This is a genomic window from Actinomadura fulvescens, assembly GCF_039533225.1.
GTDB classification, from domain to species: Bacteria; Actinomycetota; Actinomycetes; order Streptosporangiales; family Streptosporangiaceae; genus Spirillospora; species Spirillospora fulvescens.
On the sequence record NZ_BAAATD010000014.1, the window covers coordinates 51,373 to 66,496 of the forward strand.

Sequence of the window (15,124 nt, forward strand, 5' to 3'; positions counted from 1 at the left end):
CACTGCCGGCTGGGCATGAGGTCATCGCCGCGTTCGGTCGCCGTACCTGCGGGCGGCGTACCAGGTGGCGCCTGCGGCTAGTACTGCGGCTCCGGTCAGGACGGCTGAGGTCGGGAGGGCGAAGGCCAGGGTCAGGCAGCCGACCAGGCCTACGGCGGGGATGAGGCGGAACGGGCGGCCTTCGCCGGGGGTCAGCGTCCAGGCCGAGGCGTTGGCTATGGCGTAGTAGGCCAGGACGCCGAAGGAGGAGAACCCGATGTCGCCGCCAGCGCCGCCACGATAGTGCCGACCGCGAGTTCGGCGCGGTGCGGTACCTGGGAGCGGGGGTGCACGGCGGCCAGGACGTGCGGCAGGTGACGGTCGCGGGCCATCGCCAGGGTGGTACGGGAGACGCCGAGGATGAGGGCCAGCAGTGAGCCGAGTGCGGCGATGGCGGCGCCGGCTTGCGTGAGGGGTGTGAGCTGGGGTGTGCCGGCCGCGCGCATCACCTCGGCCAGTGGTGCACTGGTTTTGGCCAAGGCGTCGCTGCCCAGGACGATCAGGGCCGATACCGCAACCGCGGCATATACCAGCAGGGTGATCGCCAGGGCCAGCGGGATCGCGCGCGGGATGGTCCGGGCCGGGTCGCGGACCTCCTCGCCGAGGGTGGCGATGCGCGCGTAGCCGGCGAAGGCGAAGAACAGCAGGCCGGCCGCTTGCAGGATGCCGCCGAGCGAGGTGTCGGAGCCGATGTCCAGCCGTCCGGCGTCGGCCGGGCCGGAGGTGAGGGCGATCACGACGAAGGACGCCAGGACCGCGAGCACGACGGCGACGATCACGCGGGTGACCACGGCGGACTTGTGCACTCCGGCGTAGTTGACGGCCGTCAGCGCCACGACGGCGGCGACCGCGACCGCGTGCGCCTGCGACGGCCAGGCGTACAGCCCGACGGTCAGGGCCATCGCGGCGCACGAGGCGGTCTTGCCGACCACGAAGGCCCATCCGGCCAGGTAGCCCCAGAACGCGCCCAGCCGTTCACGGCCGTACACGTAGGTGCCGCCAGACTCGGGGTAGCGGGCCGCCAGCCGCGCCGAGGACGTGGCGTTGCAGTAGGCGACCAGCGCGGCCAGCGCCAGGCCGAGCAGCAGTCCCGACCCGGCCGCACGGGCCGCGGGCGCCAGCGCGGCGAAGATCCCCGCACCGATCATGGAGCCCAGGCCGATTACCACCGCGTCCCCGGTCCCCAGCCGGCGTGCGAGTTCAGACGGTGGCATCGCCCATCCTCGTGGAGATTCCATCAAACTGATTTGATGTATCGTCCCGAGGATGGGGTCACCGGGTCAAGCCTCACGAGGTCTTGACGGCGGAACGACGCGAGCGGGTCAGCGCCAGGCCGCCGACGACCAAGTCGAGCACGCCCACCGCCATGGCCACGATGCCTCCGCCCAGCCCGTTGCCGGTGCCGAGCCCGCCGTCGGCGGTGGCCACGACCAGCCCGCCGAGAACGATGCTGATCACGCCCGCCGACAGGGCGATGACGGTCCTTTTCTGCGCGTTGGACGAGCGGGCCAGTGCCAGCCCGCCGATGACCAGGCCGGCGAGCCCGATGAGCGCGGCGATGGAGGCTGTCGTGCGGTTAGCGGTCATCGTGGTGAAACTGGCGGCGACCGGGTGGGTCGACACGGCCGCGGCAGCGAAGTGAACCGGCATTGGGATGCTCCTTCTCTGTGAACGAGTACCCCTTGAGCATGTTCGCCGGACCCCGTTCGGGCATCCGGCGGACGTGGACACTTCGCGCTGCCACGTTCGCTGCAGCCAAGCCGGAGATACGACGTACGCGGTAGTCGGCCGGTCGTTCACAGGGAGGAGTCACCCCAGGCAGGACGCAGGTTAGGGTGCGGTCATGAGTGCGGGTAAGTCCGATTTCCGTGCCCGTGCCGCAGACTGGGGAGTCGCCGTCGGGCTGGCCGTGGCGTTGCTCGTCACCGGGTTGTCCGAGCAGCGTTCCGGCACGAGCTTGCACGTGCTCGGGTTCGCGCTGCTGGCGGCCAGCGCGCTGGCACTGGTTCCGCGCCGCCGCGCCCCCGTCGCCGTCCTGGTCGTCAGTGGGCTGTGCGCGCTGGGTTACCAGGCCGCCGGTTTCGACGTGCCCGCCGTCGCCTACCTCTTCGCGGTGTACGCGGCCGTACGCGCGGGGCACCGCCTCATCACGGTGACGGCCACCGTCGTCATGCTGGCGGCGCTCCCGCTCGCGGCCCTGGCCTCGGGTACGCATGACACGCAGGAGGCGTTCTCGCAGGCCCGAGGCGCCCTCGAACTGGCCTGGCTGATCGCAGCCGGCGCCGCGGGCGAGGCGCTGCGGCAGGCCGAACGGCGGGCGGAGGAGGCCGAACGCACCCGGGAGGAGGCCGCGCTGCGCCGCGCCGACGAGGAACGGCTCCGCATCGCGCGGGAACTGCACGATTCGCTCACCCACCAGATCTCGGTCGTCAAGGTGCAGGCCGAGGTGGCCGTGCACGTCGCCCGCAGGCGCGGTGAGAAGGTGTCGGACGCCCTGCTGGCGATCCAGGAGGCCGCGCGCGAGGCGAGCCTGGAACTGCGCGCGACCCTCCAGGCCCTGCGCGACGACGACACGGCTCCGCCGCGCGGTCTCGACCACCTCCCCGACCTGGTGGAACGGGCCCGCACACTCGGCCTGGACACCACGCTGACGATCGAAGGGCGGCGACTGGACGTACCGGCCGCGGTGGACCGGACCGTCTACCGGATCGTCCAGGAGTCCCTGACCAACATCGCCCGCCACGCCCAGGCCTCCACGGCGTCGATCCAGATCGACTACCGCGCCGACACCCTCGCCGTACGCGTCGACGACGACGGCAGAACGACGCCGGACACCGCCCCGGTGCCCGGCGTCGGGCTGCTGGGCATGCACGAGCGCGTCACCGCCCTCGGCGGCAAGCTGCGGACCGAACCGCGCGGCCAGGGAGGCTTCACCGTCCAGGCCGAACTCCCCGTGAACGGAACATCATGATCCGCGTCCTGCTGGTCGACGACCAGCCGCTCATCCGCTCCGGGTTCCGCGCCCTCCTCGACCTTGAGGACGACATCGAGGTGGTGGCCGAGGGCGCCGACGGCGAGGAGGGCCTGGCCCTCGCCCGCGCGCACCTGCCCGACGTCGCCCTCGTCGACGTTCAGATGCCGGTCCTGGACGGCATCGAGGTGACCCGCCGCATCGCCGCCGACCCTGCGCTGAGCCGGATACGCGTCGTCATCCTCACCAACTACGGCCTGGACGAGTACGTCTTCGACGCGCTCCGCGCCGGCGCCGCCGGATTCCTGGTCAAGGACATCGTGCCGGACGACTTCCTGCACGCCGTACGCGTCGCCGCACGCGGCGACGCCCTGCTCGCACCCTCGATCACCCGCAAGCTCATCAACCGGTACGTCGACCGGCCCCTCAGCACCGGCACCGCCAGAGGACTCGACGAGCTCACCAACCGCGAACGCGAGGCCGTCGTCCTCGTCGCGCAGGGCCTGTCCAACGACCAGATCGCCGATCACATGGTGATCAGCCCGATGACCGCCAAGACCCACGTCAACCGCGCCATGACCAAACTCCACGCCCGCGACCGCGCCCAGCTCGTCATCCACGCCTACGAGTCCGGCCTCGTGACCCCCGGCTCCCACGAGCACTGACCACCCGGCCCGGAGGCGTTCATGCGCGTGCGGCGGCTCAAGGAGCCCGATCGCCGGGGGAGGCCACGCGTTCGAGCTTGGTCCAGCCGCTCCAGCCTCGCCGCTTCAGCAGCTCGATCAGCCGGCGGGCCGGCGGCACGGTGTCGAACGCCAGCGTGTCCATGAGCCTGACCAGCGCCGGTTCGAGATCGATGTCGTCGACGTAGTCGTCGCCCCGTTCGCCGGCCAGCCGGGTGAAGTAGGCGGCCAGCTCATCGGCCAGCTCGTCCAACCGCGCGTCCTCGTCGAGGGCCTGTCCCAGGACGCGATAGAAGTCGACGAGCCGAGGGTCGGCGATCTGCTCACACTTGCGTGCCGTCCACTCCGCGACCCGTTCGGGTGAGTGCGCGGCCAGCAGGATCCAGCCGTCGCGTTCGGCCCGGACGATCCGCTCGTCGATCCCGAGCGCCCGCAGCCGGTCGAGATACCCGACCACCTCGGGCGGCAGCGCCAGGTGGTCACCGGCGGCGAGCCGGGCGATCCGCTCCCGGTGGCGCTGCCGCTGCCGGATCTCGGCCCGCAGCCGCGCGTCGATGTCGGCGATCGCCGCGGCGAACTCCTCCTCGTCGGCCCGCAGCAGCTCCCGTACCCGCGCCAGCGGGACTCCGGCCTCCGCGAGGGTCCGAATCTTGATCAGCTCGATCGCGGCCGCGGCGTCGTACCTGCGGTAGCCGGAGTGATCCCGTTCTGGCTCGGGCAGCAGTCCCTTGGCGTGATAGTGCCGCACCGCGCGCACCGTCACCCCGGCGTACGCCGCCAGCTCACCGATGGTCAGCATCGGACCAGTCTCGTCCAAGGAGCCCGGCTAGCCGGCCGCGCCGTTCCGGATGATCCGAGCGATCTCCCGGGCATGGGTGAAGACCAGCCGGTGGTCGGCGTCGAGCCAGGACGTGGCGATCTGCGGTTGCTCGCGGACGAGCCGTTCGACGCCGGCCCGCCAGTTCCGATTGACCCGCCGCGCGAGCCCGCCGTCGCCGTCGCCGGCCATCGAGGTCGACATGATCATGCTGATGGGCCAGTCGATCTTCCGGTACCGCTCCAGAATCCTGGACCGCACCGCGTCGATCTCGACGTTCAGCTCCAGGATCTCCTCGCCGGTGAGCAACACCTGGCGCGCGGTGCCCCGCTCGGCCTCCTGCCGCGCCGCCATGTCCTCCCACATGGCGCGGAACTGCGGCAGGACGGCCTCGGTGAGGAACGGTTCGGGCACCGGGTTGGCCCCGTCGATGAGGACCAGTTCGGACACGGCGCCGGGATGCTCGGAGGCATAGTGCACGGCCAGGTCCGCGCCCAGCGAATAGCCCACGAGCACGGGCGCCACGTCCAGCTCCGCCATCACGGCGGCCAGATCGCTGAGGAACGCCTCGAAGGAGTAGCGCCCGGCGGCCGAGGCGCGGCCATGGCCTCGCAGGTCGAACGTCACCACGTCGTGGTCACGCCGCAGCGATTCGGCCAGCTCGTACATGCCGGCCTGCGTCGCGTTCAGCCCAGGGCACAGCACCAGCGGCCGCCCCCGTCCGCCGCGAGACACCGGAATCGTGACGCCGTCATGGTGAATCGTGGTCGTCATGGTCATGCCGACCATCCTGAGAGGTTGACCCTGCGTCAGAGTCAACCGGCGTCGCGACGGCTCAGGTCTCACCCGGGGTGAGTGTTTGTCCGCCGCCCAGTGATTCAAGCGGGGCGGACGGGCAGCGCGGTCTCCGGTGGACTGCCGTGTGCTGCCCTGGGGGTCAGCCGGGTACCGGGGTGAAGTGGAGGCGGTCGGCAAGGTCGGTGTGGCGCTGGGGCCTTTGACCAGGATGCGGGGGTTGCGGCCGTGGAGGTCGGTGATGACGGCCTCAGAGCCTGGTCGTGTCCTACGTACGACGATCAGATGCTGTGCGTCGTACCAGGCGACGAGCTCCACGCGGTCGAGGCGGCGCATCAGGGCCGGCCGGCCAGATTCCACAGGCAGGTGTCGGGATTGATGATCAGGTCACCGCAGCGGCTCGCGAGGATGTGGCCTCCGCCGGGAGCGAAGAGCCCCGGCTTCTGGGCGGTCGGGAGCCGCAGGTCCGGAGCGGGCACGGCCGTGTCCGCGTTGACCGCTGAGAGCTGCCCTCCGGTGACGATGATCGGGTTCTTGCCTTCGCGGTCCCACGTCCACTCGGCGCCTGCGTAGGAGAGGCCCGGGTCGTTGGGCGCGCCCGCCTCGATGAGCCGCGTGCGGCCGTCCGTCCAGGTGATGACGGCCCCCGCGTAAGGGTGGCGCAGGGCCGACGATCAGGCAGGCCGAGCTCTTCCTGTACGGGCGGCACCGATCCAGCCTGGACCGCACTCCAGATGGCGTGTCAGTCCCCCCAGCGTCAGCCAGGTTCGATGGAGCGCGGCATTCGGTGGAGCGCCGCTGCTATGGGGTGGCCTCGGACACGGCTCGGCACGGGCGAGTGTCGGAGCCGTGCAGTTAGGCGAGAACCCCTCAATCCGCTGGAGACGTCCCGGAGACGCCCCTCCTGTTGAATGGGCGCGGCCAGCCGTGACCGATCAGGCGTCCAAGGAACGACCACGTCAACGAACGCCTGCCAAGCGACACAAATGGCGACAGGCGAAAGACCTGCGCCGTACTCAAGGAGTGCTCAAACCAAACATTGCGAGTGGCCAGATCAGGTCAACACTCAATATTGACAAACTTGACATAAATTATCTAGGTTGATCATCTAGTTCCCCATTCACCCTTAAGGAGCGTTGCCATGAAGGTGCCGATGCGTTCCGTCACAGTGCTTGCAGCCTCGGTTATCGGAGCCTCGATCCTTGCCGCACCAGCCTCGGCCAGCTCCTCCAAGCCCACAGCGAGCCCTGAAGTTCTCGCCGTGGGTACTAACGAGGTAGCCGCCCAGGGAAAGTGGCACCGCCTCTGGGGGCCCGCGTTTGTCTGGCCAAATTCTAGGTTCCCCGGCGCCTGGGCCTCAAAGCCATTCAAGTCGAAGAGCAAGGTACTGGGAATCAACTTCCGATGCTGGCGCTGGAGAGGCGCAGGCAAGGCCTGGCTGGGAATTACGGGTACGGATGGCTACCTCAGGGCCAAGACTCCCTACGCGCTTTGTGATGGCCAGTGGAAGACCGTGCACTGGAAGAGAGCCCGAAAAGGAGTAAAATATCGCGTGACTCTCCACAACTTTCCCGCGGTAAAAGCTCCGTGGGAAATTAAGGCTTACAATTACTGGTAAATTGGCATACGGGTGCGGCCTTGGCCGCACCCGTGGCTACCAGTGCCTCAGCTCAGCGGACTCTAGTATCTCGGCCAGCTTCTCGCGGCCGACCCTCCAGCCCACGAGATCCCAATAGGCCTGCTCCGAGTAGACGGCCACTGGAACGCCAGGTGCGTAGGTCGCCAACGCGTGTCGGAGCTCCTTGGGCTTAAATCGCCAGCCCTTCGCTTCCACATGGCAACTGACAGCCATCTCCAATTGCCCCTGCGAGAGCTGGTCGGATAGCTTTCGAATCTGCATGCGTTCGGAACTATCGATATCTCCACGATTGAGTGCGCCGCGCAACTCCTCAAGATATCGTTCGGGCGCATCCGAGGAACACGGGTGAAGCCGCAGTCCCACGCATCTTACTATTCCTCGCAGGATGAAAGTCCGCCGGGTAAACAGCACCACGGCGCTTATCTGGTCCCAGCTGAACAGCGTGGGTTCGCTGCCGCTTGGTGCGCCGAGATAGAAGCCAGAGTCGTCCACCCTCAGCGCCACGCCCCCACTCTTACGCATTCGCCCCACATAGACTATTGCCATTGCAAGGAGAGTCGGGGTAAGAGTGAGCAAAAGAAGCAACGGAATGACGAACTGGCCACCATGAGGGCGTGGATCAACCACCAGAAGCAAAAGCCAGAAGACGGGCATAAGGCTGAATGTAATAAGCAGTAGAGGATAGCTTCGCTGGAAACTTGCAACGTAGCCCACTGCCGCTCCGCCCTTCAGGTAACTACGTACGAAGACGCGTTCACCTTGGCAGGCTCGCCCCTGAGTTCGACGCGTCGATGACCAGGGCCCCTGTGAGTCCCCGCTTCGTTGGCTCAGCATGCCCCACGCAACGTGCAAGTGCGAAGTGACCCGTGTGTGAGGAAACCCGCATGGACGAGCCCCGATCCGTGCTTCCCGCGATTCCATGGGGAGGATTGCCGGATTCCCGAGCTGCAGTGGGCGAGAGCGTAGGCGGCACCGCTGCAGCCTTGACTTGATCGGCGTACCGCCCCTGCGCCTAGCCCCGCTGCTGCAGGTGATGACCATCGGGTGGTGGTCGACGTAGAGGGTCACGGCCGTGGGGCAGGATCCTGGCGTTCTGGCCGGTGGGATAGACGAGCGGTAGCCGACGCCGACGTCGAGGAACTGCGCCACTGCTGAATGGTTGCGGTGTACGGGACGGTGCGGACGTGCCATGGCGGGTGGCAGGCCAGGTCGGTGATGCCGGGATGCAGCGCGTGCAACAGTGCGGCGGCCTGCTGGTCGGCGGGGAAGTACGAAGCGCGGCACGACCCTCACCGGTCACACCGACGACGTACGTGAGCTGGCGGCCGCGGAGCTGAACGGCCGCACGATCCTGGCGGCCGCGGAGCTGAACGGCCGCACGATCCTGGCGGCCGCGGAGCTGAACGGCCGCACGATCCTGGCGGCCGCGGAGCTGAACGGCCGCACGATCCTGGCGGCGGCCGACGTCGGCGGAAGTCTCCGATTCTGGGACCTCGGCTGAACGAGCCGGCCCGGCGTTCGTGTCACGACATCGAGACAGTCCTATGACACCGCCAAGACAACCTGGCGGTGGACTTGTGTCGCGTGGCGAAGGAGAAGCCTTGAAGCTGCTCATCGCGGCGCATTCTCGGCCGGCCGAGGAGCAGCCGGACGGGTCGGGTCCCTCGACTTCACCGTGGTCGAGGGGCCCAAGAAGCACGTCCGACACCCGTGAACGGCGGCCACATGATCAAGGTACTCACGTCGCTCGTCGTCGTATCGGCGCTCACCATGCCGTCCGCTGCGGCTTCGCCCGCGCCGATCTCGTACGCGCCCATCACCAAGCCTTCGTCCTTGGACGCTTCCGCCGCGGCGCCGCCGAGGATCATCAAGCCGCGCGGCTGCCAGACGCGGATCGACGAGGACGGACCGGGCGGCGCCCAGCGCCTGCACGCCAAGTGCGGTCGCAAGCGGGTGCATGTGCGCGTCGCCTGCCCGAACAGCCCGGACACGAACCGTATGAATTACAGCAGCCCCCGATGGCGCAAGGGCTCCAACAAGGCCACCTGCCAGAAAGAGGGCTGGATCGACTGGGCACTCGTAAAAGCAAAGTAACCACCCCTCGGCAGCTGTCTTGCTCGGGCACGACCATTGAACGTCCGACTACCGGTCTCGACCGCGAACCGTCGTGAGCCCGCGCACCTTGAGGTAGCCGCGGACACGTTCGGCGAACGCGGCTTCGGCCTTGACCCGCCTAGCATGTGCTGAGCGAGCACCCCGCCCGTAACCGCGAGACAAGTTCCGTTGCTCCAGGGACGGGCACGAGCGGGGGAGGGAATCGCCTTCGCTGGCGGTTGTTGAGGAGGGTGCATGCTGGACGGCCTGGTCGCCTTCGTGGTGGCATCGCTTCTGGTCTCGATGGCACCCGGCCCGACCACCGTGGTGATCATGCGCCAGTCGGCGCGCTTTGGTCGGTCCGCGGGGACCGCGGCCGTGCTGGGCAACGAAACCGGGTGGCTGCTGTGGTCGGTGACCGCCGCACTCGGCCTTTCAGCGCTGTTGCAGGCGTCACGACTCGCGTATGACGTGATGCGCATCGCCGGTGCCGTCGTGCTGGTGTGCCTCGGAGCCAAGATGGTGTGGCAGGCCCGCCGCGGCACGGTCCTGCGATCGGGCGGCGAGTTGCCAGAGGGGCCGAGGCCATCGTGGTGGCGGAGCTACCGGCTCGGCCTGCTGACGAACCTGGCGAATCCCAAGGCCGCCGTGTTCGCGGTGTCGTTCCTGCCGCAGTTCGTGCCCGCGGGCGCCTCGGTGCCGGCGGCATTGCTGCTGCTGGCGCTCGCCTCGACGCTGATCGATCTGGCCTGGTACGTCGCGATCGTGTCCCTGATCACGAGGGCCAAACGATACTTTCAACGGCCCGCGATACAGCGCCGCCTGGAGTACCTGTCGGGCACCGTACTGATCGGCCTGGCGCTGCGCCTGGCAGCCCAAGCGCGATAACACCGCCCCGCAACGCGGGACACGGACTGACGCTGGAACACCCAGATCAACCACCGCATCCTGCACCTCCTCGACACCCAACCGCAGCCTGGATGACCTCATCGCCACCCGACGTAAGCGGCGTTGACTGCTCCAAGGCCGAGCGCCTGCTGGGATGGCGGCCCGCCAAAACCGGAGACCCCTGCTGACTGGAGACGCCCGTGCCAGGCTCAGACGCTCGCCGGTATGCGGGGTACGGGGACGGGGCCTGCCTCGTTGTGGTCGTCCGCCCAGGTGGTGAGCGCGGTCCGGCACGCGTGGTCCAGGTGCCGCAGGCCCGCCACGTTCAGTTCGATCGGGCGGTCCTTCGGGAGGGCCTCCAGAGTGTCGAGCATCTTGGGCAGGCGCAGGAACGTCGCGTTCCCGCTCAGTGCCACCCGGATCGGCCCCGATCCGGAGTCCTCGACGTCCACGTGGATGTGCGAGGTCTCCCAGGCGGTCTTGAGCACCGCCAGCAGCAGCCCGAGCAGCACCCCCTCGAACAGGTTCAGCAGCACCACCGCCGCGGCGGTGACGCACAGGACCAGCGCCTCGCCCCGATGCTCGCGCCACAACGGCGGAAGCTGGCTCAGCGGCATCAGCTTCCAGCCCGCGTGCACCAGGACTCCGGCGAGTGCGGCGAGCGGGATCATCTCCAGCGCGGCCGGGAACAGCGCCGCGAACAGCAGCAACCAGATCCCGTGCAGGACGCGCGACGCCTTGGTACGCGCCCCGGCCTGGACGTTGGCGGCGCTGCGTACGATCACGGCGGTCATCGGGAGCGCTCCGAGCACCCCGCACACGCTGTTGCCCACGCCCTGGGCGACCAGTTCCTTGTCGTAGTCGGTGCGCGGGCCGTCGTGCATGCGGTCGACCGCGGCGGCGCTGAACAGGCTCTCCGCCGAGGAGATGAGGGCGAAGGCGACCACGGTGCCGAGCACGCCGATCTCGGCGAGCTGGGCGAGCTGGTCGGTGCCGGGCGGCTGGATGGAGCCGAGCAGCCCCCGTACGTCCAGCTTGGCGACCGGCAGGTCGAACGCCGGGACCGCCACCGTGGCCAGCGCGACGGCGGCCAGCGGCGCGGGAACGGCCCGGACCCGTTCCGGCAGGTGCCGCCACCCGGCCAGAACGGCGATCGTGGTGACGCCGACCCCCAGCGAGGCGAGGCCTTCGGTCGATCTGACGCCGTCGGCGAGCATCCCGGGCAGGCCCGCGAGCTTGTCCAGGCCTGAGCCGGGGGCCTTTTCGTCCGCCATCGCGTACAGCTGCCCGGCGATGATGGTCAGGCCGATCCCGGCGAGCATGCCCTCGACGACGGCGATCGAGATGGCGCGGAACCACCGGCCCATCCGCAGCACGCCCAGCAGGAGCTGCAGGAGCCCGGCCGCCAGCACGATCGCGCCGAGGGCGGCGAGCCCGTGGCTCTGGACGGCGTCGAACACCAGCACCGTGAGCCCGGCGGCCGGCCCGCTGACCTGCAGGCTGCTGCCGGGCATCAGCCCGACCACCAACCCGCCGACGATCCCGGTGACCAGGCCGAGCTCGGCCGGGACTCCGGACGCCACCGCCACTCCCACGCACAGGGGCAGGGCGACAAGGAAGACGACAAGGGACGCGGCGAAGTCACGCCGCAGGGTTGCAGGGAGCATCGAGTCCTCGATCGAAGCGGAACGCAAGGGCGGGGGTCATGGACCTTCAGAGCGGGAGGAAGACGCCCGGATCGGGCCGGTGGGCGAGCACGGAGCCCGTGTGGACCTCGTAGTACCAGGCGTGCAGGCCGATTCGACCACTGTCCAGCCGTGTCCGGATGGCCGGATAGGCGCGCAACCGTTCCAGCTGGGCCAGCACATGACTTTGTACGGACCCGGCGAGTTCCTTGGTCGCGTCCTGTGTCGCGGGGGGCGTGGCGGAGTCGGCCAGCCAGCCGCGGAGCGCGGGCACGGTGGACAGGTCGTCGCCGCGCACCAGCGCTCCGACGGCGCCGCAGTGCGAGTGCCCGCACACCACCACGTCGCGTACGCCGAGCACCTCGACCGCGAACTCGATGGTCGCGGCCTCACCGGACGGCCGCTCGGGCCGGTAGGCGGGAACGATGTTGCCCGCCGTCCGGAGCTCGAACAGCTCACCGGGACGGGCACCGGTGATCATCGAGGGGATGACGCGGGAGTCGGAGCAGGTGATGAACAAGGCAAGCGGTGACTGGCCGTCAGCCAGCCGCCGGAACTCCTCGTCGCCGGCGGCGTGGGTACGGAACGCGCGGGCGTGGTCGATGAAAGTTTGCATGGCGAAAACCTCCAGGGGCGTCGTCGGCGGGCGGCGTGCGTCGATGGAGTGAGTGCGGAAGCGATGCTGCGCGTGTGTGGAAGCGATGGCGTGCGTACGGAAGCGATGCTGCGCGTACAGAAGGCGTACGGCGCGCGCCGTCGCCGTCCCGGTCAGCGGCTCCTCGTCGTCAGCAGCGAAAGACCTGGAGCATCGCGTGAAGGTGACAGGTGACCTGTCTGGTCACCCTGTGCAGATGTCTTTCGAGCCGGAGAGGGAACGCGATCGCCTGTCCGGCGGCCGGGTCGGTGCCGGCGGCGAGGCCGTCGGGGGCCTGGACGGCGCGGGCCTCGGGCGCGAGGCCGCGCACCCGGATGGTCAGCGGGTCGCTCGGCTCCTCGTGTTGCCACTCGTCCTCGTGGACCTGGTCGAACGCCCGGAGCGAGATTCCCTGCGCGCCGCTGATCGTGACGCCGTGGCGGGGCCCGGTGTCCTTCGGGCACCAGGCGAGGATCAACAGCAGCGCCAGCGAGAGGAACAGGCCCAGCGCCGCCGCACCACCCAGGTGCGTTATGCGCCGCGTCACTGTTGGATCCTCCCGTTCCCGGCCCAGGGAATTGTTGACCTTTCTGGGAAGAATAGGGGCTGATCGATTCCAGCGGGCTCTTCCCTATGTGAACTATGTGTGAAATCACATGCACAGCGGGACACAGTCATGCCGGTTGTCAGATCCGCTTACGACGGCTCCGCGGCTTTATCACCCGCCTCACTTGCGCCATCGCCAGCACAGCACCCACGCGGCTCACGGCTCCTGCCGCTGATCGACCGCTGGACGTGCCTTGCGGGCGGCGACTCTGTGGATCGGGGCCATGATCTCCTCGAACCTGGTCGCCGCGTCCGCTGGACGGTCGCAGGGCGCGAGCAGTGCCCAGGACGAGGTGCGGAACCACCACAGGGGTTCGAGCGGGGAGACCTGTTCCAGGTCGGAGATGGGGCAGGCCGTCACCGACTCACCGCAGGCCGGCACCGCGGGCAGGCACACGACGATCCACGGAGGATCGCCCCGGTGCCAGCGCCGCACCACGTACCCGCGCCGCACCAGCTCTATGGCGAGGCTCTCCAGCCGCTCCACCGCGCTCATCGGCTCCGGCTCCGGTTCCACTCGGCGGTAGCGGCGGGGTCGGCGACGGCCAGCAGCAACAGCAGTCCGCTCAGCTCGCTGGAGGTGAGCACGACCGGGCCGTCCGCGCGCCAGACACCTCGTTCGCAGGTGAACGTCCAGTGCGTGTACGCCTCGGCGAGCTGCGCGAGGACCTCGGCATCGGTCACGGCGCTGCCTCGGCGTTTTGGCGCGGCATCATGGCGGCTGGTCCCCTCGTTGTAGCGATCTGGTTACAGCCAGTCCACCGACCCACCCTGTGTCCGGAGCAGCCGGATAATCCAGATGGGCGCAGATGTGCACGCGCTGTCCGGACTCCAGCGGGACGAGGTGCCGAAATGACGACGTCCAAAGTGCGAGCAGAAACCGGGCAGCGTCTGCGCGAGGAACGCGAGAAGCGAGGCTGGGGCAAGCGGAGGATGGCCCGCGAGCTGCTCAAGGCCATCGGCGCGCCGCCCGAGCGCAAGCGCGTCGACTCCCTCGACCGCCAGATGCTCGACTGGGAGAAGGGCAAGCACTACCCAGAGCAGTGGGCCGCCGCGTACGCCACCGCGTTCGAGATGGACGAGGCGGATCTGTTCCCCGAGATTCCTCCGGCAGCGGTTACCTTGGAGGGGACGATCGCGTCGGACGATTGGGACGACATGGAGCGTCGGCAACTGCTGCTGGCCGCCCTGGGCGTAACGCTCGGCTCCTCTGGCGAGTCCCTGCGGCAACTCCTCGACATGGCCGTGGAAAGCAGGCATCGCCCCCTCGACGAGTGGGGGATGGCGTGCACCGACCACCTGCACGCCCTGCACGCCCTGCGGACCCAGCCGCCCGCGCAGGTTCGTGACGGGCTCGCGGTGGACCTGCTGGCGCTGGAACGCCAGTTGCGAGTGGCCAGCGGCACCGAGGCCACCGAGCTGCAGCGGGTCGCCGCTGCCCTTTCGATCCTGCACGCGAACTCGTTCACGAGGCTCGGTGACCACAGCGCGGCGATCCGCTGGTGGCGCACGGCCAAGGCCGCCGCCGACGCGTCAGGAGACCTCAACATCCGCCTATCGGCCCGCTGTAGGGAAGCCGCAAGCGGCTTGTACGGGCAACGCGACCTGACCACCGTCCTACACCTCATCGAGAGCGCGCGACGGATCGCGGGCGACAAGCCCTCCTACTGGCTGGCCGACCTGGCGGGCACGGAGGCCAAAGCGCTGTCCCTGCTCGGCAGGCACGACGAGGCGCGGCAGGCGCTGCACACCTTCGTGCGCTGGGAGGGCGGAGACGCTCGGGCCGGAATCATCCCGAGTCTGTGGTGCTACGACCAGGCGCATTTCGCCGAGAGCTGGGTCTACGCGCGTGCAGGTGACGAAACGGCGACCGGGAAGGCACGCGAGGGAGTGCTGTCGAACCCGGCCGTCGACTACCAGTACGCCGCCAACGTCCAGCTCCACGCCGCGACCTGCACCGTCGCCAAGGGCGGGGTCGCTGAGGGCGCCCGGCAGGCGGCCGGGGTGCTCGATGCGTTGCCGACCCCTTACCGGAGCCAATACATCGTCGAAACGGGCCGAATGATGCTGCGCGCCGTACCGCCCGGCGATAGGAACCACCCCGCCGTCGGCGAACTGCGCGAGGTCCTGGCCACCGTCTCCCCGGCCCGTCCCGCGCTCGGAGCGTAGCCGCTGCGCTGTGTGCACATCGCAAACCACCGCCTCTGCCTGGTCAGCCGGTCGGCGGGGCTGCTGGCCCGCACGCCAGGGCAGCGCTACGCAAAGCGACGTGC

The 15,124-nt window shown here is 69.0% G+C and carries 16 protein-coding genes and 1 pseudogene; 6 read left to right on the plus strand and 11 right to left on the minus strand.

All coding sequences use genetic code 11. The features are described 5' to 3' along the window. Positions 1-21: 21 nt before the first annotated feature. Together ABD333_RS38220 and ABD333_RS38225 are read right to left on the minus strand one after the other, a co-directional pair. Positions 22-1,253: pseudogene (locus ABD333_RS38220) on the minus strand (APC family permease). A 73-nt stretch (positions 1,254-1,326) separates the two neighbouring features. After that, positions 1,327-1,689: a DUF6223 family protein gene (locus tag ABD333_RS38225; RefSeq protein WP_344547489.1), complete on the minus strand. Its 363-nt coding sequence runs from the start codon at positions 1,687-1,689 to the stop codon at positions 1,327-1,329. Positions 1,690-1,882: 193 nt separating this feature from the next. Here ABD333_RS38225 and ABD333_RS38230 point away from each other — a divergent pair, with 193 nt between their 5' ends. Next, positions 1,883-3,010, plus strand: a complete 1,128-nt coding sequence (locus ABD333_RS38230; RefSeq protein WP_344547490.1) for a sensor histidine kinase — start codon at positions 1,883-1,885, stop codon at positions 3,008-3,010. After that, complete coding sequence (locus ABD333_RS38235; protein ID WP_344547491.1) at positions 3,007-3,675, plus strand: response regulator; 669 nt, start codon at positions 3,007-3,009, stop codon at positions 3,673-3,675. The genes ABD333_RS38230 and ABD333_RS38235 overlap by 4 nt, the downstream gene beginning before the upstream one ends. A gap of 37 nt (positions 3,676-3,712) precedes the next feature. On the opposite strand, the gene ABD333_RS38240 is transcribed toward ABD333_RS38235, so the two are convergent. From ABD333_RS38240 to ABD333_RS38255, 4 genes are all read right to left on the minus strand, one after another. Continuing rightward, on the minus strand, positions 3,713-4,492 hold the full coding sequence (locus ABD333_RS38240) for a MerR family transcriptional regulator (protein WP_344547492.1): 780 nt from the start codon (positions 4,490-4,492) through the stop codon (positions 3,713-3,715). A 27-nt stretch (positions 4,493-4,519) separates the two neighbouring features. Beyond that, complete coding sequence (locus ABD333_RS38245; RefSeq protein ID WP_344547493.1) at positions 4,520-5,290, minus strand: alpha/beta fold hydrolase; 771 nt, start codon at positions 5,288-5,290, stop codon at positions 4,520-4,522. A gap of 350 nt (positions 5,291-5,640) precedes the next feature. Continuing rightward, positions 5,641-5,784 (minus strand): hypothetical protein, encoded by a 144-nt coding sequence (locus ABD333_RS38250; protein ID WP_344547494.1) that lies wholly within the window; start codon positions 5,782-5,784, stop codon positions 5,641-5,643. A gap of 1,175 nt (positions 5,785-6,959) precedes the next feature. Next, positions 6,960-7,598 carry a hypothetical protein gene (locus ABD333_RS38255; protein ID WP_344547495.1) on the minus strand — a complete coding sequence of 213 codons (639 nt, stop codon included), beginning with the start codon at positions 7,596-7,598 and terminating at the stop codon, positions 6,960-6,962. Positions 7,599-8,184: 586 nt separating this feature from the next. On the opposite strand from ABD333_RS38255, the gene ABD333_RS38260 reads away from it, so the two are divergent. The 3 genes from ABD333_RS38260 to ABD333_RS38270 all read left to right on the plus strand — a co-directional run bounded on the left by ABD333_RS38260 (position 8,185) and on the right by ABD333_RS38270 (position 9,926). Further along, complete coding sequence (locus tag ABD333_RS38260) at positions 8,185-8,445, plus strand: WD40 repeat domain-containing protein (protein WP_344547496.1); 261 nt, start codon at positions 8,185-8,187, stop codon at positions 8,443-8,445. Between the two features lie 224 nt (positions 8,446-8,669). After that, on the plus strand, positions 8,670-9,038 hold the full coding sequence (locus tag ABD333_RS38265; RefSeq protein ID WP_344547497.1) for a hypothetical protein: 369 nt from the start codon (positions 8,670-8,672) through the stop codon (positions 9,036-9,038). 255 nt (positions 9,039-9,293) lie between these two features. Continuing rightward, positions 9,294-9,926 (plus strand): LysE family translocator, encoded by a 633-nt coding sequence (locus ABD333_RS38270; protein ID WP_344547498.1) that lies wholly within the window; start codon positions 9,294-9,296, stop codon positions 9,924-9,926. A gap of 209 nt (positions 9,927-10,135) precedes the next feature. Here the strand turns inward: ABD333_RS38270 and ABD333_RS38275 are convergent, their stop codons facing one another. From ABD333_RS38275 to ABD333_RS38295, 5 genes are all read right to left on the minus strand, one after another. Next, positions 10,136-11,593 carry a SulP family inorganic anion transporter gene (locus tag ABD333_RS38275; protein WP_344547499.1) on the minus strand — a complete coding sequence of 486 codons (1,458 nt, stop codon included), beginning with the start codon at positions 11,591-11,593 and terminating at the stop codon, positions 10,136-10,138. A gap of 46 nt (positions 11,594-11,639) precedes the next feature. Beyond that, positions 11,640-12,227, minus strand: coding sequence for a carbonic anhydrase (locus ABD333_RS38280; RefSeq protein WP_344547500.1), 588 nt, complete (start codon positions 12,225-12,227; stop codon positions 11,640-11,642). 169 nt (positions 12,228-12,396) lie between these two features. Continuing rightward, positions 12,397-12,792: a hypothetical protein gene (locus ABD333_RS38285; protein ID WP_344547501.1), complete on the minus strand. Its 396-nt coding sequence runs from the start codon at positions 12,790-12,792 to the stop codon at positions 12,397-12,399. 216 nt (positions 12,793-13,008) lie between these two features. Further along, on the minus strand, positions 13,009-13,347 hold the full coding sequence (locus tag ABD333_RS38290; RefSeq protein ID WP_344547502.1) for a hypothetical protein: 339 nt from the start codon (positions 13,345-13,347) through the stop codon (positions 13,009-13,011). Continuing rightward, positions 13,344-13,535 carry a hypothetical protein gene (locus ABD333_RS38295; RefSeq protein WP_344547503.1) on the minus strand — a complete coding sequence of 64 codons (192 nt, stop codon included), beginning with the start codon at positions 13,533-13,535 and terminating at the stop codon, positions 13,344-13,346. Before ABD333_RS38295 ends, ABD333_RS38290 begins: the two co-directional genes overlap by 4 nt. A 168-nt stretch (positions 13,536-13,703) precedes the next feature. Between ABD333_RS38295 and ABD333_RS38300 the strand changes: the two genes are divergently transcribed. Further along, positions 13,704-15,020, plus strand: coding sequence for a helix-turn-helix domain-containing protein (locus ABD333_RS38300; RefSeq protein ID WP_344547504.1), 1,317 nt, complete (start codon positions 13,704-13,706; stop codon positions 15,018-15,020). Positions 15,021-15,124 lie beyond the last annotated feature (104 nt).